This is a genomic window from Ktedonobacter robiniae (assembly GCF_016587375.1).
Taxonomy (GTDB): domain Bacteria; phylum Chloroflexota; class Ktedonobacteria; order Ktedonobacterales; family Ktedonobacteraceae; genus Ktedonobacter; species Ktedonobacter robiniae.
Window position 1 is genome coordinate 1,732,779 of sequence record NZ_BNJG01000002.1, and the last position, 24,382, is coordinate 1,757,160.

Below are 24,382 nucleotides of genomic sequence, written 5' to 3' on the forward strand. Positions count from 1 at the left end.
TGCGAGATATGAGTAAGGAGCCAGGTCTTCCAGATAAGAGCCTACGCCACTGTTTAGAGGAGCAGTATGCTCTCAATGCCGCCACATTTGAGTTGCTGTCGCAGGGACTCGATGTGAACGCCAGGGTATATCGCGTGGTGTGTGAGCAGGGAGATGCCTATCTGCTGAAAGCCAGGCAGGGACCGCTCTACGAGCCAGCGTGCCGTGTCCCGCGTTATCTCAGGGACCAGGGAATCACATCGGTGGTCGCTCCCCTGCCTACGAAGGAACAGGCCTTGTGGGTCACGGTCGACAGGTGGACGCTTATGCTCTATCCCTTTATCGATGGTGATAGCAGCTGGAATCCTGGTATGGATGATACGTACTGGCGTAGCCTGGGAGCTGCGTTTAAGCAAATTCACCGGATCAATCAGCCAGCCGAAGTTTTCCAGGGGGTACGTAAAGAGGCCTTCGAGTTGGCGGAGTACCGTCGTGGGGTGCGGACAATTGAGGCCAGGCTGGCACAATTTGTGGGTGATAGCGCGTCTGAGCAGTCTCTTTATAGGAACTGGATGGAGTATCAAGCCACGATTCATGCCGTGATGGACTCCATGGAAAAGCTGGCGGACCACCTGCGGCAACAGGCCGGGCCACTGGTCATCTGTCACGCGGACCTGCATACCGCCAATATTATACGCACTTCAGACGGAGAAGTATTTATCATTGATTGGGATGATATTATGCTGGCTCCCAGAGAGCGCGATTTTATTTTTGTGGGCGATGCCCAGGCAGCTGATCCGCCCGCACCCTTTTTTCAGGGCTATGGCGAGGTCGCGTTTGATTGGCGCGCGCTCAAGTACTATCGCCTTGAGCGCGTTATTCAGGATCTGATTGAGGACGCGTCGCAGGTGCTTTTCAGAGCTGACCTCGACGACGAGAGGAAGATCGGTGCCGCCCGGTTGCTTGAGGCTAACCTGTTAGAACGAGACTGGGAGCGCCTCTAATCCGCGCAGTACAAAGCTGCCGCGCCAGCGGACCTGCTCGGGCGCGATGCTGAGCCGGAGATCAGGTATGCGCTGGATCAGGGTACTGATAGCGATCTGCCCTTCAAGCCGGGATAGGGGAGCGCCGAGGCAGTAATGCACGCCCTGGCCGAAGGCCAGGTGCTTATTGTTCTCGCGGGTGATGTCCAGCGTGTCGGGATCATCAAAGTAGTTTGCGTCCCGGTTGGCTGAGCCAATCGCCGCCAGGACCAGTTCCCCGCGTGGAATGGTGATACCCTCAATCGTGATGTCTTCGCTGGCATAGCGCTCGGTAGTTGTTTCAACCGGACAGACAAAGCGTAGCAGCTCCTCAATGGCAGGCTTGATGAGTGTTGGCTCGCTCTGTAATTTCGCCAGCTGGTCGGAATGCTCCAGCAAGGCGAGTGTTCCGCTGCCAATCAGGTTGACGGTGGTCTCATGGCCCGCGATGAGCAGGAGTATGACCATGGCTAGAATTTCATCTTCACTGAGTTGGTCGCTGCCCTCCTTGGCCTGCACGAGCGCCGTGATGAGATCATCTTGAGGACGGGTACGTCGCTCTTTGATGAGCTTCTTTAAGTACGCCATAAAGCCCATGATGCTAGGAATGAGCACGAAAAGGTTGCGGTTGGTGCCTCCTGAAATGAGGGTTTTGGTCCAGCGATGGAACTTATGGTTATCTTGAACTGGTACCCCGAGGATACGCCCGATAACCGTGAGTGGTAGTGGCAGCGCGAAATCGGCGATCACGTCCATACTGCCTTTGGGCTCTACTTTATCCAGTAATTCGTTGGCCAGAGTCTGTACCTGCTCGCGCATTTGTTCAATCAGACGTGGTGTAAAGGCTTTGTGTACGAGGGCGCGCAGCCTGGTATGGTCCGGGCTGTCCAGGTCGAGCATGTTGCGCTCAAGTGGCTTGAACATGGGCGGTACCCAGGGAGCCTTTTTTAGCTGCTCAGGCGTCATCGCATTATGGCGGTCCTTGGCGAAGCGCTTATCCTTCAAGACACTGAGCACATCGTCATAGCGCGTCACAAGCCAGGCGCGCTGTTTCGTGGGTAGGATCACCGGAAAAACCGGCGCCTCGGCGCGAAGTTGGGCATAAAAGGGAAAGGGATTGGCCTTGAACCTGGCGCTGGTAATGTCGACGGGTGCGATAGAAGTTGTGGACGCGGTTGCTGGTAGCGTTTGTTTCTTCGTCATGGCTTCTCGCTCCTTAATCCATCCATGATCATATCGGTAAGCACGTCTGGTAGCTCATCCCAGGCTGTTTCCAGGGTCGTGTCTCCCATAAGATATTCTATGATCAGGCCAAGTACCATGCCCGATATGGCGCGCATGGCGAGACGCATATTGGTTGACTTGACGATGTGTTGCTCTGCCCACTGCTGAAAGTACGTTTCGGCCATAGTAAAAGTCGGTTCTATAATCTTCCGATAATAAAGCTCTCTCAACTCCCGATTGACCAGAACCTCCGAAATGACAATCCTGAAGATCTCGAAGTTATCTGCTTTGAGTGCTGTGAGCCTGTGGCGGAAGTAAGCCTTAGTGAAGCTGCGAAAGTCACCCTCAGTAAATTTCGCGAAGTCTTCATGCCTCTGGTCAGATTCATTCAGCCGATCCAGGATGCCTAGCATCAGCGCGGTTTTATTCTCAAAGTAGTTATAGATGGTGCCGTCCGCGATACCAGCCTCACGAGCGATATCCCGAATCGTTGTGGGGTGAAAGCCCTTCTGGGCAAACACCTTTGTGGCCGCGTCAAGGATCTGATTGCGCCGCGCGACGATAAGCTGCTCCTGAATGGATTCCTTCATACAATTTACCTTTTGTGAATGGCTGTTCAGAGTAATGAATGAGTATTCATTCAGAGAATGCCATAAATTTCACTATCCTGTCAAGGCTTTTAGCCACCAATATTGTGTATTACAGTTATTCCTTTACCATACCGGGCGGAACTTATGCGGCAAGATGCCTCCATTGGCCGCCATGATAAGCTGGCGCAGGTCAGCACGTAGCTCTGCCATGCGCCTGGGACCAATAATCTCTGCCCACTGCGCCTCCAGGCGTGTGAGAAAGGCCTCTGTCTCACGGATGCAGCCCCAGCCTCGCTCTGTGAGGGTTACGATCTTGCCGCGTTTGTCGGCTGGATTAGGCTGGCGTGTAACGTAGCCGTGCTTTTCCAGGTAGTCAATCATTTCGCTGGCAGCCTGTTTGGTGATATCCAGAAACTCGGCCAACTCGTTACCTGTTGCGCCATATGGTGCGAGCCGCTGGAATGCAAAGCCGTGTGCGGGCCGCACATCATCATAGCCAAGCGCGGCCATGTGTTTATGTAAGTCGTCAATTACCGTCCGAGAGCCAAGCATCAGTAGAGGTGTCAGTTCGTAATTGGGTGCAAATTCCATCATCGTCAATTTCCTTTTTATCCTTGCAATATAGTCAAATTGCTTGACTATATTGCAAGGGTGTTGTATATTACGCAAGTAGTCAAATTGCTTGACTATTATACAGCAGTTTCTCTTTTCTGAGAACATTTTTACTGATAACCACAGGGGGTAAGATGTCTAATAGCACTAATAGGGATGTCATTAAACGTTTCGTCACGGAAGCCTGGAACGAAAATAAGCTGGGTGTGCTCGATGAGATCCTTGATCCAACCTATTACGATTATTCATCTGAGCCACGCAACCGTGAGGGACTTGAGCGCTTATTGGCAATTGTAAATGAGGCGTTTCCTGATCATAAGACTATTATTGAAGAAATTATTGTCGAAGGCGATACTGTCGCGGTTTGTGAGACGTTCTGTGGAACACATTCTGGACCATTTCGCGGTATACCAGCGTCAGGCAAAAAGTTTGAAGTTGGCCGTTACCGCTTCTTCAAAGTCGTCAATGGTAAGATCGTTTCGCACCGGGGCTTACTAGACCTACCGGCCCTGCTCCGCCAGATCGGCGCAGATAAATAATATATTTTCCTGGTGAAGCACATGTGCTTCACCAGGAAAATATGCATGTTTTATCGTTCTACACTGTGTGAACGTTGGTGACATTGCCCATGTTCACGGGACAGAGGGGGCCGACTTCCGCTACATAGGTTGGTTCCTGTGATACCTGGTGATAGATGAATTCGACATATTCATAGGAGCCATTGTTGGCGTACCATATCAGGTCGTAGTTACCCTGGGAAATGCCATGAAAGGCAAAGTTTCCATTGTCCTGGATATTTGTTTTCTTTGAGCCATCCCATTTGGCGAAGAGTTCGTCCTTTCCCATTCCACCCTTCAGACCTGTCGTCAGCCCGATCTGATTAAAGGGGACGTCGGTTTCGATATTGGTAAAGTGTCCCGTGATGTCCTGGGGCGCGTTCAAATCCTTTTGCGCTGACTTGCCCTCGTTAGTATCACCATATTCCTTGCCCAGGCGTTGATAGGTTGGGATAGCGCTGGAGCAGGATGAGGAGCGTTCTTGTTTTCCCATTCCCAGCAGAGCCTTTGCCATGTCGCCATGTAACTGCCCGGCTTCAGGGGCACTGGAGAATTTAGTGAGTACCTTATCGAAGGCGTTGACCGCTGACTCATAATCTTGCGTCTGTAGCTTCCCTTCTCCAATATTGTAGTAGGCTGTGGCATCGAGGGCACTGGCCTGGGTCTGGCAGGTGTTATCGCAGTAAGGAATCCCCAGAATTGTATCGAGGCTCTTCGTTGCTCCATCGTAATCTTTGGCGTCCAGGCTCTGGCGACTCAGGCTGAGGCGCGCCGCAATATCTCCCACCTGGGCGCGATGCACTTCACTCTGGGCCGAGCTAGCGGTAAATTTCTGGATGACCGTATCAAATTTGGTTAAGGCCTCGTTATAATGCTGTGATTTATTTAGCGCCAGGCCCCAGGAGGTATAGGTCCGGGCCAAGTCAGCCCCATCGGGAGCCTGCTCGCCTCCCTGAGTATACTCATCGATAGCAGGCTGCCACTGCTGCTGATTCTCCAGGCTATGGGCCTGCGCGATGTGCAGAGAGGGCTGAATGCTGAAGGCCACGCCCGAGTAGATGAAGAGTACAACGATGATAATGGCAGAAGTTATAGCCTGGCGCACACGAGTCTTGTTGAGGATGGAACCCATCCCATCCCCCATACGAATGGCGAGCGCGATCAGCAGTAGAAGGCCCAGTAGCAGCGCCGCGCCACTGGCATGGGCTGATCCAGCGGCCCAATCGCTTCCCGTGAGATGTAGGACCACGAAGAGGACGATCAGCAGGCCCAGGCCTCCCAGAACCCCCAGTGTGGCAGAGGGCGAGCCAGCTTTCCTGGCTGTTTGGGTGGCTTTGAGGCAGGCGCGGGCGCGACTGGAGGATAGTTCATGCCAGAAGTGGCTGCATAGTTTACGCCTGAGCCAACGCCTGGCTGGCTGGCATATGGGTTGTATGGATTTGTTGGGACCGTGTTTGCTTGTGGAGGATAATTTGGCCAGGAAGGCTGGCTATTGTAGGGATCATACGGCCCTGGAACGGGCTGGGCCTGGGGCGTTTGTGGCGGTGGCGCTGGCTGTGGTGTTGGCCCGTAGGGCGCCTCCTGCCACGCAACCTGTGTACTTTCTCCATAGGACTCTGCGGCTGCGGCTGCAGGCGTTGATGATCCATATTCTTGAAAGGTTGGATGGTCTTCTATAGGGCGCTTGGGCCTGGGAGCGGTATCCTCGTCCTGACTGATTGGAAATAACGCTTCCTGCTGCTCAGGGAGAACAACGTCTTTCTCGGGTGTATCAGCCTGTTTGCCGGCCGCCAGATTTTGCTCGTCTTGATGTTGCGGTTGGGGTTGCTGTTCCTCATTGTGAATGGGATCCATGCGGATTTCGCCCTCCATACATAGCGCTTTACTTGCGCCATCAATTGAAATACCATTAGAAACGTTAGGCGCCTGAACTACTAAAAGAATAACATATAAGCACATCTTTTTTACAGACTTTGTGTTATGATAATAGATGTACCTTTTACTTAGCTTATGCGCAAGCAGTTATACATGTGCGCGTTTATCTCATAGGACTACCTTTAGTCGAAGATATTCGCATTGCTCCTGGAGGGAACCTGGATATGAGGCGTGCTGCCACTTTTGCCCTCGGCCTGATCGGAGGTATCTTTCTGCTCGTTGGTTTACCATTCGCGATAATCGCGTTTTTCTTCTATACATCATCAGTGGATTTTATGCAAGGCGCTGTGACGACACAGGGCTCGATTATTGCCTGTAACATGCAATATGACTCACAGATAAATGCACAGCTTATGTCATCAACCTGTGAGCCAGTCGTGCGCTTTCGTACGCAGCAGGGAGAGGTGATACAGTTTACCTCTAATTTCTCAAGTAGTTCCATGAATGAAGGCGACGAGGTTCCTGTCAGCTATCATCCCGCGCATCCACATGATGCGCGTATCAGTTCTTTCATTGCACTCTGGCTTCTCCCGCTCATCTTTGGCGCCATCGGTGGAGTCATGGTGCTGGTGGCTATCATTCTTTTTGTGATAGCCATCGTTGTTGCTCTACGTCGACGTCGGCAGGTCGCGTACTATAACTCGCCCTATACTCCTCCTTATCCTCCTTACTCAGGAGGCGAAGCAAGCTACTAACGTAGTTCACGGGCATGACTGATCCATGCAAAACCGCCCCCGAAAAGATGCCAACGGTTCTCAGGCATCCAGTCCAGGCAACTTTAAAATAGCGCGCTCTTGAGCCTACTTGATTTTTGCTTAGTTGAAAACTACACTTGCTATAGTGATTGATGAACCCATATGCGAAACAGTCTGAAACAGTCCGTTTTTAGCAAGAAGCAAGAAGCAAGAGAAGGAGTTGGCTCCTATGGCAACGATGCCTCGTCGAACCTATACTACGCTAAGCAGCCGTGGTTTGCGGCATGACATTCTTCCTATGCGGCTCTACCACAAGGCCAAAAAGCTGGGAACCTGGGATCCTCGCGATATTGATCTAAGCCAGGACTGCCTGGACTGGCAGCAGTTGGCGGAGGATCCCAGGACACGGCTGCGCAACTTGATTCTTAGTTTTCAGGCAGGCGAGGAGGCTGTAACCCTGGATCTCCTGCCTCTGATCATGACTGTGGCGCGCGAGGGGCGCCTGGAAGAGGAACTCTTTCTCACGACCTTTCTCTGGGAGGAGGGGAAGCACACCGAGTTCTTTCGCCGCATCCTCGACGAGGTCATGCAGGCCGAGGGTGATTTGCATGGTGTGCGCACCGCAAACAATACCCGCGACCTCTTCTCCGACGACCTGCCGCGCGAGATGAACCTGTTGCTCACCGATCCCTCGCCAGCGAACCAGGCTCGGGCCTCAGTGCTCTATAACATGATTGTTGAGGGCGTGCTTGCCGAGACAGGTTATTTCAGCTTCTTCCGCTTGCTTACTCAGAACAATATCATGCCTGGCTTGCAACAAGGCATCCAGTATATCAAGCGTGATGAGTCGCGACACATCGCCTACGGGGTCTTCCTGATCTCGCGCTTGGTGGCCCAGGACAAGTCCCTCTGGCCCGTCGTCGAGGATCGTATGAACGAACTCTTCGGCGCCATTCAGAGCGATCAGCAGCAGAATGGCACTCCCGAAGCCGTGCGTGACTACGCGCGCCAACAGTTTGAGAAGCGACTGGCTCGCATTGCTCGCGCCCGCAACCAGACCCTTGAGCAGGTCTATCAGTCCTCTGATATTGAGGAGACGCCGGTTTCTTAAGTCCGCTACTGGCGTACGCGGCTACTTGTATCCTCCATCGTTGAGTTGTCAGGAGTGGAGGCGCAATGAACACGTTCATTGCGCCTCCACTCCTATGTATTTATTTGGGGCGCAGATCCTGTAACCGTAGACCTGTGTGAGCCGCGACAAACTCGCTGAGCTTTGCAAGTTGTTTACGAGTTTCGCTGTTGGCTTCGCTAGGTTTGTCCCAAAGACCGATAACCGCATATGGCTGATTATATCCGACTGAAGCGGTAGTTTGTGAATGCCTGAGGCCTGTTTAGGATGCAAAAAAATATGACACAATGGATTGAAGTAAATAAAAGGAGCAATTTCGTATGACCAATTCTATTTCTCAGCGCCAGATGCTTGAATATTGGATTCAACTGACTCATCCCGAGAAGGTCCTAGCTCAATTTCCTGGCATAAATGATGGCATAGTTGCCAGCATGTTTGGGATCGATGTCGCGACATATAACGAGATTCGCCGGGGCTTTCAGGCTCGTGTGCGCCAGGCGGCCGAGGAGTTACTGGCTGACGCGGACTTCGCCGCGCTTGTGGACCGACTTCCCTTTGCTCCTGGTGCTAAGGTGGTTGGCTTTGGTTCTAGCACAACCGATGACCTGCAATCCTGGCTCGAAATCCTGCGTGCCGTTTTCGCCCTTCGCCGCCCCCAGGATGGCGTTCGCTTTGTCAACGCGGGCGTCAGCGGGGATACAAGCACGCATGAGATCGCCCGTTTTAGCACCGTGGTGAATGAACGGCCCGACTGGATTATCTGCCACATCAGCTCCAACGATGGGCGCAGGCATGGTGTCTCTCCAACCAAGCCCCTGGTAAGCCCTGAAGAGACGGAGAAGAACCTGGTCATGCTGCGTCACTTCGCTGCCAGTCAGACAAGCGCAAAGTGGATCTGGATGACGCCTACCTCGCTGATCGAGGAGAAGATTGCCGCTTTCCCCTTCTTTCAGCTTGGGCAGATCATGTTCTACAACGAAGACTCCGCGTGTGTAGCCGAAGCCGTGCTCAAGCAGCCTGACCCTGCCGTCAATCTCTGGGAGCTTTTCGGCCAGCCTGCCGATGCTGAACTGGTCTCCTGGGATGGCTTGCATCCGAGTCTGAAGGGAAATAAGCGCATCCTCCGAGCTCTTGTGACTGACCTGGTTAAGCACTTCGCGTAAGCATAGGGGCAATTTCTTCCATGTCGAGCGACATGGAAGAAATCTCTTTTATTAGAGAAAAAAAGCCTATGCTGAACCCGGCTGATTTTACAAGGTCAGGCTCTCCTGGATGATTACAAATAGTTGTGCTTATAAATAATATATAACTCGCGCTCCTATGACAATGTAATGAGATATACTTCTAATGTCGTTATATTCTATATTTTTGTCGTATCTACGGATTGCGAGTCTTCTGGCTTTCAGATTACAATAAAAAACATTACCCCATGTAAAGATCCCTACAAAGGAACCTATCACCTTCGAAGGAGATGAGATACATGCACGTGAACACAGCAAACATGCGTCGTTTCCTCCCTCTTATTTTTTGTTTGCTTGCTTTGTGCCTGGCAGCCTGTGGTGGAGATTCGAACGCCACCAATACTACCACGAAGGCGACCGCAGACAAGCAAGTATTTCACCATGCCATCAGCGGTATCAGTGATATTGCGACTTTTGATCCCGCGCTGGCTGGAGACGGACCTTCTACGTCAGCTATTAATATGGTCTTTAGCGGTTTAGTTCAGCTTGACGATCGGCTCCAGGTTTATGGTCAGCTAGCCCAATCATGGGAACAATCCCCTGATGGTTTGACCTGGACATTTAAGTTGAAGCCTAACCTGACTTTTAGTGACGGTTCTCCCCTGACCTCAGAGGATGTTGTCTGGAGCATTGACCGTGCCTTTGATCCCGCCCTTAAATCCACGACGGCTCCCTTTTATCTTGGGCTTATCAAGGATGGGGATAAACGTAGCAATGGGAAGGTCACAACATTAATTAATGATAGCTTGTTTGCTCCTGATCCGACGACGGTGAAGATTGTTATTACGCAAAAGGCTCCATATTTTCTTCAGGCTTTAACCTACACCAGTTCGTGGGTTGTTGAGAAGAAACTTATAGAGAAATATGGTAATCAAAAATTCATGGATCACCTGAATGAAGGAGGCGGAGCGGGTCCCTGGATCGTGGCCAGTTATATTCATGGCAACCAAATTACCTTCGTGCCGAATCCCCATTATGCTGGGAAGAAACCACAGCTTGGTAAAGTCATTTTCTATTTCTATAAGGATGCTCCTACAACCTTTAAAGCCTACCAGGTAGGACAAACGGATGATGCCCCGGTGCCGACAGCTAATATCGAGTCGGCCAAATCGTTGCCACAAAAGCAGTTACATATCACACCTGCGCTCACCATTTCCTACTATGCGATGAACTACCTGGTCAAGCCTTTCAACAATATCAAGGTTCGTCAGGCTTTTGCCCTGTCCATCGATAAAGAGAAAATTGCGCATAATATTCGCAAAGATACTGTCTTTGCTACCAACCATATAATTCCGCAAGGGCAGCTTGGATATAACACGCAGTTGCTTGGTCCAGACGGAGTCACAAGTACGCGTGGTGATGCTCAAAAAGCCAAACAACTTTTTGCGGAAGGACTTAAAGAAGAGAACATGACGCTTTCGTCTCTGCCAAAGCTCACGTTTACTGTAGCCACCAATGGTTCGCCCGATGCCAAGAATGAGTTTCAGGCAGTGCAGCAGATGTGGAAAGCTGTCCTAGGCGTTGATGTGACACTTAATGATCTTGACTTTAACCAGCGCAACCAGTATATCGGCGCAGCACAGGGTAATTCCAACAGCCCCATAATATGGCAGAGTGGTTGGGGGGCAGACTATCCTGATCCCCAGGACTGGCTTGACTTGTTCCTGGATAATCAGAATGGTGGCAATCAATTTAACTATGCTCATAACAAGTCTGCGAATGTATCATCACAACAACAGACGCAAGAACTGATCAAGCAGGCAGATACGACGCTTGACCAGCAGCAGCGTGTACAGTTGTACAATAAGGCAGAGCAACAACTAGTCAACGATGTTGCCTGGCTGCCCATAAGCCAGAGTAATACCCTGGTTGTGCGTAAGCCTTGCGTCATGGGTATCGTCGATAATGCTCAAGGTATTACACCTCCCGAAGACTGGGGCAATATCTATATCTCGACGAACTCGCTTTGCACCAAGGCAAATGGGTAATTAATCAGTAGCGAATGGCTTTTGTGTCATCAATTGATCAATTGATGACACAAAAGCCATTCATGTTCACGAGCCTGTCCTTTTCAATAATAGCGCTGTTTGGTGATAACCGACGCCTAAGGCAGCTAACACAAGATACTTAGAAGAGATAGTGAGATAATGATAGGCCAGCGTAACAGGATAGGATGCCAGTGTTAGATTGCCAAATAGTTCTAGCGTGTCCGGGTATTCTCGTGGTTGAAGGCTTTCTTGCCAGTGATCCATAAGGACACGGGAGGCCTGATGTGTTATTAACGCGATATCTCGGCCCGTTAGCTTATTCCTGGATAGTAGATGTTGCACCATCTTCGGTATTCCTTCCATTGCCGAAACCTGGAAGGAATAAAAGCCAACATCTTCGGTTATTTTGTATGTCGCGCGGAGTGAGTCACGAGCCTGCATTGTCATCGCGCCATATTGGTCACTGAGTGTTTGCGTCTCATAGTCAATAATCTCAAAGTCTGCCTCTGGCCCAATAACCGCGGCTCCTGCCCCATCGCCGATGCTAAGTGAGTGTCCCTGCGTGTAATCCATATATTGTGTCCAATTTGAACCGCAGCAGACCAATGCATGATCGCTCCAACCCGCTGTAATCGCATTGTAGGCTTCTAGCACACCCAGCAGGAAGGTGCTAAATTCTGCATTATGTGGCACAACTAACGTTTGCTCGGGAAGTTGTAGGCCGTTGTGCACAACATAGAGGCTATTTGGCGTGTAGTATTCTGGGACTGAGGTGTATCCATAGAGCCGGTCAATCGCTTCCGGGGCGATATTGGCTTGTTTAAGCGCCAGACGAGACGCTTCAATCATGAGCGGCTCAATCCGTTCATCTTTATCCAGGTACCGTCTTTCCTTCATGCCGACGAAAAGGTCCTTCTCGGTAATTCCCTGTGCATTGGCCTGAGTAGTGATCTGTTGAAAAATGGGATCATCATTACCGCGTATGTGTGGTGGCATGCAGTAGCTGCATCCTTTGATACCTATCCGTTTCTTGCGCTTTTTTGATCTAACGCGTGGCTTTCCCTTTGCTCCCAAATCATGTCTCATAGAGAGCGTACTTTTAAGATTCTCAATAATGTTCATCTGCAACTCATTCCGGTTTATGGCATTGGCCCACTGGGGTAAGGGGTGTGGGTGGAAAATGGCATTGTCGTTTTCCACCCACACCCCTTACCCCGAGACTCGCGTTGCGAGCCGAGGCAAGAACTGGAAATTCCTGATGAAACTGGCGGCTAGCATTGTCAAAGGCCTGAGACGAGAGGCCTTTAATTACACGAGCGCGCGCTCTTTTTGTTTTCCAAAGAAAGCTGTTAAGGTATCGGCGCGTTGTTGCAGGGAACGCGGCACCTCTTCAAGGTCTACCATTGCCTCAATAACGCAGGGGACTCTCGCGTCAATCGCCTGGCGGAGGCTATCTTCGAACTTGTCAAGGCTGGTGGTTCTCACCGCGGAGACCCCGGCAGCATTTGCAATGCCACTCACATTTAGCGGCTTGTCGAAGATGGTCAGGTAGGATGTGCCATTGAGCAACTTCTCCCCATTATACACCATTCCGTGCCCACCGTTATTGAGGACCACCCAGATTACCGGAATGTTGTAATCCGCTGCTGTGTGTACCTCTATCCCATGCATGCCGAAGGCCCCGTCGCCAAGCAATGCCACAACAGGCTTATCGGGCGCGGCAATTTTGCCGCCGATGGAGGCAGCCACAGCATAGCCCATGGAAGCTGTGTTCGTCGCAAAAAACACCGTTCCAGGTCGCCTGGCCTCGTAAAACTGTCCCGCCCAACTCAGGCAGTTCCCGTTATCCACGAATAGCAGCGTATTATCTGGCAGTACTTCGTTCATTTTTGCCACAAGAGCCTGAGGCTTGAGGAGGGAGGCATCACCCTGAAGCGCCTTTGCATTATAGTAGCGCGGGATCGTCTTCCGTAGCCGATCCAGAGCACTCACTGAGTCTCGGCTAGCTGGAACGAGTCCAGTAAGCGTCGCAGCAAGTATTTTGAGCACGGCTTTGGCATCGCCGACAATGCCGTGGTTAACAGGATAGATATTGCCAATAGCCAGCGGATCGAGGTCGATTTGAATAATTGTACGATGGGAGGGGGCCAGGCGTGGGTCCCAGCCATTGGTTTGAAACTCACCCAGGCTGGTGCCAATGATCAGCAGCACATCAACATCTTCCGCATAGAGGTAGGTCTCTGCTAGAGGATGCCCGCCAAAGCCAAATACCCCTAAAGAGAGTGGATGCCGTTCTGGAAAGGCGCTCTTCCCTTTGAGCGTCGTTGCTACGGGAATTTGTAGGGTTTCGGCGACTCGTTGTAGTTGAGACCACGCGCGCGAAACGCTGACACCATGTCCGGCAAATATGGCTGGTCTCTTCGCGTCCCTTAAAATTCTAGCAACCTTCTGAATAGCCGCGAGATCTCCGGTAGAGGTACTGCGTGTAAAAAAATGGGTTGTTGGCAGTCCATCATCGGGTGCAGGCTGTTTGACGATATCAGCCGGAAGATTCAAATGTACCGCCCCTGGACGCCCGGTAAGTGCCGTTCGTATCATGCGGCGGGCCATATGTTGCATTTGTTGGCTGTTCTGGAGCATGAGCGATAATTTTGTTGCCGAACGGTATATATCGACAACGTCCGCAGTCCGATTGCCACTACTACTGTCTTGCAAGCCTCCTTTGCCAAAGACACTGGTGGCTACCTGTGCGGTAAGTGCTAACACCGGGATGGAATCGCTATTGGCGCTGGCAATGCCGGTGAGGGCGTTTGTTGCCCCTGGTCCACTTGTGCCGCAACAGACGCCTAGCCCGCCCCGCACGCGCGCATAGCCCTCGGCCATAAAGGCTGCGCCCTCCTCATGTTTGGCTAAAACAGGTTGGATATGTTGTCGTTCGGCGAGAGCTTCAAACAGGGGGACGAGTGGTCCCCCTGGAACACCGAAAATATGCTTCACACCGATTTCTTCTAACGCCTGTAGCAAGACGTGGATGGCTGACGGCATCGAAGAGATCTCCTTTCACCTACAATAAACTATGAGTCCATATCAGGTGTATTGCTGGTCTGGCTCATTATGCTATCCCTCCAGGGCCTGAGTTGCGGCCAATCACCATGGTTACTTTGAGGTGGCGCAATCCGGTTAGCTGGTTGGTTTGGATATGCTGAAGCCTTACCAAGAGTACGTCCCTGAAGAACCGCGATCATACGATCTAGTGATGTTCGTGTGGGTTGGAGAACGGGCGTTTGCTTGTCAAGGTCAGCTTGCTGGATACTACCCACGGAAGCACTTATTGCTTCTTCCAGGCGCTTTAATTCTCTCTCTGCCTGCACTGCCCTCTGAAAACGGATAAGCAAATTATTCAATGCCTGTGCAATCTGCCAGAGCACATTATCCTGCGTAAGGGGCGCACGCGCGTTGAAATGCCCATTGGCTACCTGAACGTGCGTTTGCAGTATTTGTTGGATACCTGCTTCGAGGCTGCGCTTCTGGTCGGCCATTTCGTGTTCAAGTTTTGCGATCATCTCTGCCTGATTGGCACGTGCAATGGCTTTCGTCGCACTTATCACCCACAGGTAGGTCACGCCTGCCACAAGGAACTGAACGGCAACAGGTCTTATCCAGATAGGCGCAAACTGTGTCTGCAAAACAGCTATTAGATGAGGGTCCTTTGGGGCTTGAAACACTAAGCTCCATGAGATAAAGCCAACGTTAAAGAGGCCAACTGCAAAAACGCTAGCAGGTGTGATTAAGGAGACCGCCAGGAGCTCACCGAAAACAAACAACTCATACTGTTGTAGGCTTGGCTCGTCGAACGGCGTTGATGTTAATATCACGAGCATAAGTGCAAGCTCAAAAGCCACAGTTAGCAATACACCAGCCAGGGTTGGCTTCTGGGTTTTGTTCAGTATCAAAGCAATAATGCAGAAAGGCATCATGCCCAGATCCGCAACAATGACATAGTGGTTTGGGAGTGCTAAACAGCCTGGGATAAAAGCGGTGAAACTGATCAGAAGGCAGGCAACGATAACACTGATTAAGCGCGATTTACGTATTGCCTCTCGCTGAACGACACTTGCAGTGACAGAGGCATCAGGAAGCGCAGTCAGGCTGTACCACCACTGAAACAAGCCCTTTGAAGGCGCATCCTGTTGTGTTTCTATAAGCTCGCCGGGAGACCATGGGTGATTTGATATCGTATTCATTTTCTCCTCCTTGTCTTGATGGGACGGTGACGATATTAACTCGTTGACTTTTCCTGTGCTCGCGCTTGAACGCTTCGCCCTTTTGACAGCTTATTGCCTACCATGAAGTGGCAGGCTCTAGTTAAAACTTTTGCGTAAGAAAATAGATAAGGATAGAGTAGAGCTTTTTTGCTCTACCTACTCAGTAGAAATAAATGTACCATATTTATATTCACTAGTCTGTTTTTAATGTGAATGATTTATTAAAAGAGTAAACATGGGAGAGGATAAATGAAACAGTTTTAACTAGATAAACAATGCTTAATCGTACTGTGTTTATGCTTTATGGTTGAGTTTTATGCACAAATATTACATTTTTGTAATGGATATCTCGGTTTATTTATAGCCTATTTGGGTATTAGTGATATTTCCTTGTTTGGAGAGGCAAAAAGCGGAAATGTAGACAGAGGATGTCAGGAATGCAGGGTATACTTCTCTCGATATATGCAAAGGTGAGAGGAGAGGCAGAAATGCATTTTGCTATCAATACGCCCAATTTTGGCCTGTATGGCGATGCCAGGCTGTTGGCCGAACTGGCCTATGAGGCCGAGGAGGCTGGCTGGGATGCCTTTTTTATCTGGGATCATATTGGGGCAAGCTGGGAGGTGCCGATGGCCGATCCCTGGATCACTTTGACGGCGATGGTTATGCGCACCCAGCGCATCAAGTTGGGGCCCATCGTGACTCCCTTACCGCGCCGCAGGCCGTGGAAGGTAGCGCGGGAGGCCGTAACCCTCGATCACCTCTCAGGTGGGCGCCTGATCCTGGGTGTGGGCATTGGCAGCGATTTTGGCCGGGAGTTTAGCTGTTTTGGCGAGTCGAGCGAAGACCGCCTGCATGGAGAGATGCTGGACGAGAGCCTGGAGGTACTTACAAGGCTGTGGAGCGGCGAGACCTTTAGTTACACGGGGAAGCATTACCAGCTTACAGAGGCACGTTTCCTGCCCCTGCCTGTGCAGCAGCCACGCATCCCCATCTGGGTCGCAGGCGTCTGGCCCAACAAGAAACCCTTCCGCCGCGCCGCGCGCTGGGATGGCGTCAGTCCCATTGCTGAGGGACGAGAACTGACGCCTGAGGATTACCAGGAGCTAACGGCTTATCTCAAAACACAACGCCAGAGTAATGACTCCTTCGATGTGATCGCCGCTGGCCATACCACGGGCAGTGATAAAGTGCAGGATCAGGCAACTATACAACCCTTTGCCGAGGCTGGCGTGACCTGGTGGCAGGAGGCCTTCGATTGGAACTACTCACTTGAGCAGGTTCGCACGCGCATCCGCCTGGGACCGCCTACAATTGCTTGAGCATCTTTGCAGGATTTCCGCCAACAACGACGTTGGAGGAATGTTCTATGAAAAATACATTCTTACTTTTTCTGCAATCTCTTCCGCTGAGGAGTAGCGTCTCCACCACTGCTGCGAAAATGCTGTATTTTTATGTTGCTTGATAGCCTGAACGAAAGAGACAGTGCCAAAGACCAGGGATCGGAAGCGGATCGCATCTGGTAGATAGTCGAGTTCGACTGGGGCCAGGCAGTGATGAAGGCCGTAGCCTTCGATGGCGGCGCGAATAAGCGCATCTTCTGCCTGGGAAGAAGCCTTTGTGATGGGGTCCCAGGGAACCTTTCCATCACAGTTTGTCAGCAGGAAACCCATATCTATACTGGCGGGTCCCATGCCGGCGCCCTCCCAATCTAGCAGCGTCGCCTGCCCAGGTGAGCTTAAAAGAGCATTTGCGGGATGGCAATCGTTGTGAATCAGCGTTACGGGAAGATCGCTGCCATAGGTGATGGATCTGAGGGCTGTGTCGAGCCATTGGTATTGTGTAAGGGCATCGTGCGGCACAGCATGCTCTATTGAGGTCAATTGCTGGCGGGCGAAGGCCAGTTCGCCCGCAGGAAGCATGCCTGCTTTGGGTGGGGTATAGGTAAGTGCTGGCTTGAGAGCATGCAGCCGTCCCAGGGCCGTCCCTAGCATCTTAAAGGACGTGGGTGAATAGTCCAGCGGCGCGCCTGTGAGATACGTTGTCATACAGAGCGTGCGATTCCCTACTGTGGCTAACATCGCCCCTTCAGTAGTTGGGATGACGCGCTCCGCGGGATAGTCGGCCTCTTCAAAGAAGCGCAGGAGCTGCCCCAGTTCGCCAAGCATAGCCTGGTCATGTGCAGGCGCCAGGCGAAGTATCCAGCCTGTTCCGTCTGTTAGCCCTACCTGGTAGATCAATTTGCCCGTGGCGCTTGGCAGTTGCTGGAGTGTGTCGACCTGAACCCGGTAATACTGCTTGACAAGCTCAAGCAGTATGGCCTGATCAAAGTTTTGCTGGCTATGTCTGTCAATCATGTGAATTAACTTTCTAGCCCTTTCTCTTTAGGAAATGTGTGCCGGATCCACTCTGCGAGCGGAAGTGAGCCGTCATAGCGGATTACATGTTCATCTTGGGTTGGTGGGGCGAAATTGTCTACGACATGGGCGAAATCTTCATCCCGCACATCCGCACGTATCCTGGTCTGGCGATTGGCTTGCCATCTGCGGCGGGCCTCAGATAGCGGGATATCTATGAAGATGACTCTGACCTGGGCGTGATGCCGCTCGGCTATATATCGCAGGCGGTCACGCTGCTCCCTGGTGAAATTTGCCGATTCATCGATTACGTCTACGTTCTGGCTGAGATGCGTGGCGATGCGCCGGTAGGCTTCCTGATAGGTTTGATCCCACTCTTCTGCTGACATACCGGTCTCGTCGTTCCAGATGCCTCGCTCGTTATTAATCTCATCAATTGAGACGCGTCTTATTCCTAACCAACTTTCAAGCTCCCTGGCAAGTGTGCTTTTTCCGGCAAAAGGGAAGCCACATAGTATGTACAAATAAGATTCTGGCATGTCTCACTCTTTCTATATTTATTAGAACACAGAGCGATTCTATCAGCAAGCGCATAGTAATACACCGTTCATTTGAACGATGCGCCTGGGTTGACGCCTTTTGTATACTATTGAGCACGGTGCTAAAAGGGAGTCGTTGGAAAATGAATCGTGTAGATCGATTGACTGCTATGCTTTTGTATTTGCAGGGCGGCAAACGGACGGCCGGAGAAATCGCCCGGCGTTTTGAGGTATCCAGGCGTACTATTTTGCGCGATATCGATGCCCTGGGGGAGATGGGCATCCCGATTGTGGCAGAAGTAGGTTCTACTGGCGGCTACTCCCTGCCTCCCGATTACTCTCTGCCCCCACTGGCTCTGACTCTGCACGAGGCCCTTCTCTTGCGCCTGGCCCTGAGCAGCCTTTCGCAGTTGGGTGATGTGCCTTTTAAGGGAGAACGCGAGTCGTTGCTGCTCAAGATCCAAACTCTGCTCCCTCGTCATGAGCGCGTAAACCTTGAGCAGTTGCAGCAAGCAGTTTCGCTTGATGTACCATCCTCGCGCTCCTATCCTACGCCATTTCTCGACCGGCTGCTGAAATGCGCCCAGGAAGAGTGCTGGGTCTCCGTGAGCTATCGCTCTGAGAAGGGTGTCTCACAACAAACGCTCCTGCCATTGCACTTGCGCACCACGGTGGGACTCTGGTACTGCGAGGCGTACTCATATGAACGCCAGGCAACGCGTGTGTACCGCGTGGATCGCTTCCTGGAGGTGAAGACAGCCATGGAATCCCCCGAGTTGGAACACCCGGCCACTCCCATTCTGCATGTTGATGCTTCTTATCCAGAGGTCTGTATCCACCTGACGGCCCGTGGTATGCTGCGGCTAGAGCACGAGCCACACCTGGGGCCGCGTCTACAGAGAACTGAGGCAGGGGATGGATGGCTTCGCCTGCAACTGCGCCCGGAGGAGTATGACTGGCTCGTGAGTATTGTTCTGGGCCTGGGAACAGATGCCAAGGTGCTTACGCCAGAGGAACTGCGTCTACGAGTGCAACAAGTGGCGCACGAAATTGCCCATAACTACGCCGAATGGTGACATAAGAGTGTCACCATTCATTGCGTATACTTCCCTGTATAGATGACCTCGGGAGAGCGATAGAAGGCATCTATATCTTCTCGTCCTCTCTATAAGGGAGTCTGGTATTGATGATTTTGTCACCAATGAAGAATAGATGAGATCAGGAAAGGAAAAAGTTATGGCCAATTATTCAATTGCGCATATTGAGATTCCCGCGGTGGATGCTAGCGAGGCCAGCACGTTTTATAACGAGGTCTTTGGCTGGAAAATTGTCACGAACACAGCCCATAACTATGTGACATTCCAGGCGGAGGATGGCCTGCGCGGAGGTTTTCAAGGACCCCACGAGAAGGCATATCAACCTGGTAGACTCCTGGTCTACCTCGCGGCTGATGATATCGATGCTGCTCTTGCCGAGATAGAGGCGCATGGAGGCAAAACCATCGTCCCCAAGACAGTGATTCCCAATATTCTTGAATGGGCTGTTTTCGCAGATCCAGCCGGCAATCAAGTCGGCCTCTCTCGCCGCTACAATAGCTAGCTGATGGGGCACCTCGGCTTCACACGAAGAAATTCGTGCGAAGCCGAGGTTCAAGCATTGCAGTTATTAGCGGCCCCCACCAATCTCCAGAATAGTTCCTGTTGTGTAAGAGGCTGCCGAAGAAAGCAGCCAGAGAACCCCCTCAGCTATTTCATTTGCTGTGCCTGCCCGCTGCATAGGAACGGTTGGCGCCAATCGCTCCGGGCGATCAGGCGCGCCACTTGTGGCATGAATATCGGTCTCAATCAGTCCAGGAGCGACGGCATTGACACGAATGCCCTCATTGGCGACCTCACGTGCCAGGCCGATAGTAAAGCTATCAATAGCGCCCTTGGATGCGGCGTAATGGACCCATTCGCCAGCGCCACCCCGGCGCGCGGCGAGAGAGGAAATATTAACAATGGCCCCACCTGTGCCACCATGGCGCAGTGACATCCTCCGCACGGCCTCTCTCGCGCACAGGATCGTTCCAACGACGTTGACTGCAAGTACCCGAGTGAGAACCTCTGTACTTATCTCTTCGACGCGAGCAAGGCCACCTGTAATTCCGGCGTTGTTTACAAGTCCCTGGAGTGGTCCCAGCTCTCGCTCCGCTCTCTCAAAGAGGTGCATTACGTCCTCTTCACGAGCAACATCCCCTTGAACGGCAATGGCTCGACCGCCAGCGGCAACAATATGCGAAACGACCTCCTGGGCAGCGACCTCATCGCTGGTAAAGTTCACAGCAACGGGATATCCATGGGCTCCGGCGAGTCTGGCAATGGCAGCTCCAATCCCACGGCTTGCTCCCGTCACGATGATGGACCCCAACTTCTGTTCTGAAACCATAATTGTTTCGCTCTTTCTACGTATTTTTTCTTCATCGTACCATACCCTCCGTGTCAAGGCGCTCGAAACGCCTTGACATTCTTGTTGCGTAAAGGATATACTCCGGATAATCGGGAAAATACGGGATAGTATGAACTGGAGGTCTGTATGAAAACGGAGGAATTGGTCCCGACGGCGTTGGAGGCGCGGGTGTTGCGTATGTTGCGCGTGCTGGCGAATCCGGCGCGTTTTCGCATTGTTGCCCTGTTGGCTGAGCGTAAAGACTGTACCTCGGCGCAGCTTGCCGAGATCCTGCCACTTGCGCAGTCCAGCCTCTTTGATCATCTCGCGCTTCTACGTGAGGCCGAAATTGTGCAGGTCAGCAGTGATGGACCTAACCGCTATTACTGCCTGGACCCGGCAACCCTTGACTTTCTGGGGGCCTATCTCGGTGGTTTGGGCCAGCGGTCGCGCTCATGGACGGAACTGGTAAAGAAGACTCAGGAGGAGCAGCATATGGAGATTCGTGAGGCCACGCGCGAGGACGCGGCAGCTATTGCAGGTATTTATAATCAAGGCATAGAGGATCGCTCGGCGACGCTGGAGACGCAACTGCGCACGCCAGAGGAGCGGGCCGAATGGTTGAACTCGCGCACGCATCGCCATCCCGTGCTGGTCGCGGTGGATGCGGAGGGAGCAGTGGTGGGCTGGGGATCGCTGAATGCCTTTAACCCGCGACCAGCTTACGATTATGTGGTAGACTTCTCCGTCTATGTCGCGCGCGAGCAGCGGGGGCGCGGCATTGGCGACGCTCTGCTGAGCGCCCTGGAGGTGCGTGCGCGCTCACTGGGCTATCACAAGATGGTGCTGGCGGCCTTCCCAAGCAACGCGCCAGGGATGCGCTTATATGAGCGCCATGATTTCCGCAAGGTGGGCGTCTATCATGAGCAGGGGTTGCTCGATGGGCAATGGGTTGATGTCATCCTCATGGAAAAAATATTGAAGTAACTGTTTTGGTGCTTGTGCCACTCGCGTTGATAGATAAGAGATGGGCTGGATGCAAGCAGTATCCAGCCCATCTCTTATTCAGAACTGATTTTTTCTATCAGGCGGTGGTTCGCACGCCTTGCCTGGTCTGGAAGGCATTGATAAGCGATTTGATTGCTACTCCAGTAGTTACTATCATGACCAGTAACAGGAGAAGATGGCGCGCTGGGTATGAAATCTCATCGCCAGGGACGGTGGAGAAATTGACGAGCGTTGGTAGAAAGGCGATAAGCAGTGTCACAACGCCAATGAGCATTGCCAGGGTCAGTATGAGAGCAACGTAGAGTGCGTAATGGGTGATAAGCCGGATGGGCTCTATACGTTTAATGGTAGAGATAATGAAAGTTACACTCAGTCCCATGCAGATCGCAAAAACGACCAGCTCGACCCAACTAGAGGTAAACCCCGCAATACCAGATCTAAAAAACAAAATTGTGGAGGCAATCGTAACTATTGTCGCGAGGATTGGGCTCACCAGCGCCAGTAAGCAAAGAAGCAGGAAGCGATAATTTTTCCCTTTGAGAGCTTGCCAGCAGGCAGCAAGAAGCAAAGGAAGTCCACCAAGCAGAATAAGCACTAATAAGATATAGAAACCATAAGCGAGACACTGCATCAGTGTAGGCGAGGCGCTGCTAAAATTGAAAAGCGTGGTGCTGGGAATAATGGTATGTATGATGCGAGTCTGCTCCACTATCCAGGCCAGGAAGAAGAAGATAGCCGAGGCATACACCGCAAGTTCGTTAGTACGCAATTTTTGTAGCATTGAAGGGATCCTTCCTTGTATAAGAGATTGGTGAGTATGGGCATCAAAGAGATTGAATGAGAGATCAAAGATAGTTTTTAGCGAGGGTGGCGAGTCTTCCAGAATTTGAAGCATTTCGTCGGCATAGCGCTCACGCCAGGAAGCAGGATAGAAACCGATCAATCTGCAGGCCCAGCGTTGATAGAATGATGGGGTAGAAGTGTCATGCATCCTACAATATCCTCTTCTCTGTATTCAGGACGTGGCGAGCCGTTGCAGGCCAGTGCTGACAACCTGTTTCATCGTTGAGAGCTGTTCGCGCAGCACGGTTGCGCCCAACTGTGTTATACGGTAGGGGCGCCGCCGCTCCTCCAGTTCTAGGGCTTCAATCCAGCCCTGCTTCTCCAACCGCGCAAGCGCGCCATAGAGCGTTCCCACCTCCAGGTGTGTACCACAGAATTGCTCAATATCCTGTATCATGGCATACCCATGTTTAGGGCCGCTCGCCAGGCTGGACAGGATGAGGAGTGAAGGATCAGAGAAGCGCCCCAGATCCGACATAGAGTTGCGTGTGATACGCATACTTGATTATCTCCTGCCATTACTTTATATTACTTACTACGCATAACTATATAGTAAAGCGAGGTATTGATTTTGTCAAGAGTAGCCCCTTCTTGCGTAATAAAATAGGAGTGATGCCGGTTGCTGGATTTGTCCAGCAACCGGCATCACTCCTATTACTCTCTAAGTTCTTGAAAGGGTCAGTTACATATTGCCATAGATTCCCGTCAGGCCATGGCTGCCAAGGGCGAGGGAAAGCTCGCCTCCGTGGTGGATCTCGTGTTCGAGAACGTGCCAGATAATCCATTGCCGTGAGAATGGAGGGAAGTTTTCACGCTCTTCTTCTCTCAAGGCTGCTGGAGGCTGGAAGACATGCTCAAGATCGGCGGGCGTCCAGCGTGCCAGAGCATCGGTAATCATATGCCAGGTGGATTCAAGCCCAGTAACCAGTTCAGCGGCTGTAAGCGGGGGTTGCTCCACTTTATCCGCGGGATCCCAGTGAGCGATGGGGGCCAGATCGGGGCTTCCCTCGCCCATCCAGACCTGGAACCACCAGACCCGGTTGGCTACTATATGCTGGGCTAGCATCCCAATCGTCCATTGATGCGACGGGGCGGGTAATGCCAGTTGTTCGGATGAAAGCGGCGCGATGATTTCGACGAGGTTGCGCTGGTAGGTTTGCCAGCCCTTGTAGAACGTAATAAGTGGGAGTGCTTGTTCCTTCAATATGTATATGCTCCTTGCTTCTAGTGTTGTGCTGCCATGAGTGGTGACCTGGTAATCATAGCGTGCAGGAGGGCCTAAAACTTCTTCTATCTTGCTCTTTCTCTTCTGAGGAGTGCTCACAGGGAGCGCCACAAGTGTGGAAGAGCTAAAAAAGCAGGGATGTGTTAACATTTTTGCTAGCAGAGCGATTTATAAAGCAGAAAAAGCAATGCTGAGGGAACACATGCGCCAGTTTCAAGCGGAGGTAGGTTTTGAGGATTCACCACTTGCGCTCCTATATGATCGTTACGCGCCCATCATCTTGATGTATATCGCGCGCTATATTTCTTCCAGGGAAGACGCCGATGACCTGTTACTGGACGTATATGTCGCGGCGCTGGAGAACCAGGTCTGGTTGACCTGGAGTGAGGGGGAGCAGCTTGCCTGGCTTCGCCGCATCGCTTACAACAAAGCTATCGATTATTATCGACGTAATGCCCGTCATCCATCCGTGGCTCTGGAGCAGATCATAGTGACGCACTTTAGCGATGATGAGCGCTCACCAGAACAGGTCGCGCTGCGCAACGAGGCGCATGCGGTGCTGCGTGCACACCTCTCGAATCTCTCCGACCTGCAACAGGAGATCGTGCGTTTGCGCTTTGGGCATGGCCTGCGCACAAAGGAGATCGCGCAACGCCTGAACAAAAGTGACGAGGTTATCCGGGTGACACTCTCACGCGCCCTCAATCTCTTACGTAAGCTCTATCGTCGGCAGGAGGGAGTATAGT

25 protein-coding genes are annotated in these 24,382 nt (G+C 51.9%); 11 read left to right on the plus strand and 14 right to left on the minus strand.

Translation table 11 applies throughout. The features are described from left to right. Positions 1–8: 8 nt before the first annotated feature. Entirely contained in the window at positions 9–983 is a 975-nt protein-coding gene (locus tag JMJ04_RS28285) for a phosphotransferase enzyme family protein (protein WP_201373757.1), read from the plus strand. On the opposite strand, the gene JMJ04_RS28290 is transcribed toward JMJ04_RS28285, so the two are convergent. The 3 genes from JMJ04_RS28290 to JMJ04_RS28300 all read right to left on the minus strand — a co-directional run bounded on the left by JMJ04_RS28290 (position 957) and on the right by JMJ04_RS28300 (position 3,406). Further along, positions 957–2,204, minus strand: coding sequence for a cytochrome P450 family protein (locus JMJ04_RS28290; RefSeq protein ID WP_201373758.1), 1,248 nt, complete (start codon positions 2,202–2,204; stop codon positions 957–959). The two genes, JMJ04_RS28285 and JMJ04_RS28290, sit on opposite strands and share 27 nt — an antisense overlap. After that, positions 2,201–2,815: a TetR/AcrR family transcriptional regulator gene (locus JMJ04_RS28295; protein ID WP_201373759.1), complete on the minus strand. Its 615-nt coding sequence runs from the start codon at positions 2,813–2,815 to the stop codon at positions 2,201–2,203. Before JMJ04_RS28295 ends, JMJ04_RS28290 begins: the two co-directional genes overlap by 4 nt. A 123-nt stretch (positions 2,816–2,938) precedes the next feature. Further along, positions 2,939–3,406: a MarR family winged helix-turn-helix transcriptional regulator gene (locus tag JMJ04_RS28300; protein WP_201374505.1), complete on the minus strand. Its 468-nt coding sequence runs from the start codon at positions 3,404–3,406 to the stop codon at positions 2,939–2,941. 155 nt (positions 3,407–3,561) lie between these two features. Here JMJ04_RS28300 and JMJ04_RS28305 point away from each other — a divergent pair, with 155 nt between their 5' ends. Beyond that, positions 3,562–3,966 (plus strand): ester cyclase, encoded by a 405-nt coding sequence (locus JMJ04_RS28305; protein ID WP_201373760.1) that lies wholly within the window; start codon positions 3,562–3,564, stop codon positions 3,964–3,966. 58 nt (positions 3,967–4,024) lie between these two features. Here the strand turns inward: JMJ04_RS28305 and JMJ04_RS28310 are convergent, their stop codons facing one another. Both JMJ04_RS28310 and JMJ04_RS28315 read right to left on the minus strand, forming a co-directional pair. Then, a complete protein-coding gene (locus JMJ04_RS28310) occupies positions 4,025–5,233 on the minus strand; it encodes a tetratricopeptide repeat protein (RefSeq protein ID WP_201373761.1) in 1,209 nt (402 codons plus the stop codon). 11 nt (positions 5,234–5,244) lie between these two features. Further along, positions 5,245–5,838: a hypothetical protein gene (locus JMJ04_RS28315; protein ID WP_201373762.1), complete on the minus strand. Its 594-nt coding sequence runs from the start codon at positions 5,836–5,838 to the stop codon at positions 5,245–5,247. 176 nt (positions 5,839–6,014) lie between these two features. On the opposite strand from JMJ04_RS28315, the gene JMJ04_RS28320 reads away from it, so the two are divergent. From JMJ04_RS28320 to JMJ04_RS28335, 4 genes are all read left to right on the plus strand, one after another. Continuing rightward, positions 6,015–6,614, plus strand: coding sequence for a DUF3592 domain-containing protein (locus tag JMJ04_RS28320; RefSeq protein WP_201373763.1), 600 nt, complete (start codon positions 6,015–6,017; stop codon positions 6,612–6,614). 229 nt (positions 6,615–6,843) lie between these two features. Beyond that, positions 6,844–7,725 carry a R2-like ligand-binding oxidase gene (locus tag JMJ04_RS28325; protein ID WP_201373764.1) on the plus strand — a complete coding sequence of 294 codons (882 nt, stop codon included), beginning with the start codon at positions 6,844–6,846 and terminating at the stop codon, positions 7,723–7,725. 338 nt (positions 7,726–8,063) lie between these two features. Continuing rightward, the gene (locus JMJ04_RS28330; protein ID WP_201373765.1) at positions 8,064–8,906 is read left to right on the plus strand and encodes an SGNH/GDSL hydrolase family protein; all 843 of its coding nucleotides are present in this window, start codon (positions 8,064–8,066) and stop codon (positions 8,904–8,906) included. A gap of 317 nt (positions 8,907–9,223) precedes the next feature. Beyond that, a complete protein-coding gene (locus JMJ04_RS28335) occupies positions 9,224–10,972 on the plus strand; it encodes a peptide ABC transporter substrate-binding protein (protein ID WP_201373766.1) in 1,749 nt (582 codons plus the stop codon). Positions 10,973–11,038: 66 nt separating this feature from the next. Here the strand turns inward: JMJ04_RS28335 and JMJ04_RS28340 are convergent, their stop codons facing one another. From JMJ04_RS28340 to JMJ04_RS28350, 3 genes are all read right to left on the minus strand, one after another. After that, on the minus strand, positions 11,039–11,968 hold the full coding sequence (locus JMJ04_RS28340) for a 3-oxoacyl-[acyl-carrier-protein] synthase III C-terminal domain-containing protein (RefSeq protein WP_236038448.1): 930 nt from the start codon (positions 11,966–11,968) through the stop codon (positions 11,039–11,041). Between the two features lie 312 nt (positions 11,969–12,280). Further along, complete coding sequence (locus JMJ04_RS28345) at positions 12,281–14,017, minus strand: thiamine pyrophosphate-binding protein (RefSeq protein WP_201373768.1); 1,737 nt, start codon at positions 14,015–14,017, stop codon at positions 12,281–12,283. A gap of 29 nt (positions 14,018–14,046) precedes the next feature. Beyond that, positions 14,047–15,216, minus strand: a complete 1,170-nt coding sequence (locus tag JMJ04_RS28350; protein WP_201373769.1) for a hypothetical protein — start codon at positions 15,214–15,216, stop codon at positions 14,047–14,049. A gap of 509 nt (positions 15,217–15,725) precedes the next feature. On the opposite strand from JMJ04_RS28350, the gene JMJ04_RS28355 reads away from it, so the two are divergent. Next, positions 15,726–16,559 (plus strand): LLM class flavin-dependent oxidoreductase, encoded by an 834-nt coding sequence (locus tag JMJ04_RS28355; RefSeq protein ID WP_201373770.1) that lies wholly within the window; start codon positions 15,726–15,728, stop codon positions 16,557–16,559. 45 nt (positions 16,560–16,604) lie between these two features. Here JMJ04_RS28355 and JMJ04_RS28360 read toward each other — a convergent pair whose 3' ends face one another. Both JMJ04_RS28360 and JMJ04_RS28365 read right to left on the minus strand, forming a co-directional pair. Beyond that, positions 16,605–17,594: a phosphotransferase enzyme family protein gene (locus tag JMJ04_RS28360; protein WP_201373771.1), complete on the minus strand. Its 990-nt coding sequence runs from the start codon at positions 17,592–17,594 to the stop codon at positions 16,605–16,607. A 5-nt stretch (positions 17,595–17,599) separates the two neighbouring features. After that, a complete protein-coding gene (locus JMJ04_RS28365; RefSeq protein ID WP_201373772.1) occupies positions 17,600–18,133 on the minus strand; it encodes a P-loop nucleotide/nucleoside kinase family protein in 534 nt (177 codons plus the stop codon). A gap of 143 nt (positions 18,134–18,276) precedes the next feature. On the opposite strand from JMJ04_RS28365, the gene JMJ04_RS28370 reads away from it, so the two are divergent. Both JMJ04_RS28370 and JMJ04_RS28375 read left to right on the plus strand, forming a co-directional pair. Next, positions 18,277–19,209 (plus strand): helix-turn-helix transcriptional regulator, encoded by a 933-nt coding sequence (locus tag JMJ04_RS28370; RefSeq protein ID WP_201373773.1) that lies wholly within the window; start codon positions 18,277–18,279, stop codon positions 19,207–19,209. A gap of 160 nt (positions 19,210–19,369) precedes the next feature. After that, positions 19,370–19,732 carry a VOC family protein gene (locus JMJ04_RS28375; protein ID WP_201373774.1) on the plus strand — a complete coding sequence of 121 codons (363 nt, stop codon included), beginning with the start codon at positions 19,370–19,372 and terminating at the stop codon, positions 19,730–19,732. A 66-nt stretch (positions 19,733–19,798) separates the two neighbouring features. On the opposite strand, the gene JMJ04_RS28380 is transcribed toward JMJ04_RS28375, so the two are convergent. Next, positions 19,799–20,560 (minus strand): SDR family oxidoreductase, encoded by a 762-nt coding sequence (locus JMJ04_RS28380; protein ID WP_201373775.1) that lies wholly within the window; start codon positions 20,558–20,560, stop codon positions 19,799–19,801. Positions 20,561–20,707: 147 nt separating this feature from the next. Here JMJ04_RS28380 and JMJ04_RS28385 point away from each other — a divergent pair, with 147 nt between their 5' ends. Beyond that, positions 20,708–21,547 (plus strand): arsinothricin resistance N-acetyltransferase ArsN1 family A, encoded by an 840-nt coding sequence (locus tag JMJ04_RS28385; protein ID WP_201373776.1) that lies wholly within the window; start codon positions 20,708–20,710, stop codon positions 21,545–21,547. Positions 21,548–21,644: 97 nt separating this feature from the next. Here JMJ04_RS28385 and JMJ04_RS28390 read toward each other — a convergent pair whose 3' ends face one another. The 3 genes from JMJ04_RS28390 to JMJ04_RS28400 all read right to left on the minus strand — a co-directional run bounded on the left by JMJ04_RS28390 (position 21,645) and on the right by JMJ04_RS28400 (position 23,615). Then, positions 21,645–22,559 carry a hypothetical protein gene (locus JMJ04_RS28390; protein ID WP_201373777.1) on the minus strand — a complete coding sequence of 305 codons (915 nt, stop codon included), beginning with the start codon at positions 22,557–22,559 and terminating at the stop codon, positions 21,645–21,647. Positions 22,560–22,583: 24 nt separating this feature from the next. Continuing rightward, positions 22,584–22,910 carry a PadR family transcriptional regulator gene (locus JMJ04_RS28395; protein WP_201373778.1) on the minus strand — a complete coding sequence of 109 codons (327 nt, stop codon included), beginning with the start codon at positions 22,908–22,910 and terminating at the stop codon, positions 22,584–22,586. A gap of 183 nt (positions 22,911–23,093) precedes the next feature. Beyond that, complete coding sequence (locus JMJ04_RS28400; RefSeq protein ID WP_201373779.1) at positions 23,094–23,615, minus strand: DinB family protein; 522 nt, start codon at positions 23,613–23,615, stop codon at positions 23,094–23,096. A gap of 208 nt (positions 23,616–23,823) precedes the next feature. Between JMJ04_RS28400 and JMJ04_RS28405 the strand changes: the two genes are divergently transcribed. Beyond that, the gene (locus JMJ04_RS28405) at positions 23,824–24,381 is read left to right on the plus strand and encodes an RNA polymerase sigma factor (protein ID WP_236038449.1); all 558 of its coding nucleotides are present in this window, start codon (positions 23,824–23,826) and stop codon (positions 24,379–24,381) included. Position 24,382 lies beyond the last annotated feature (1 nt).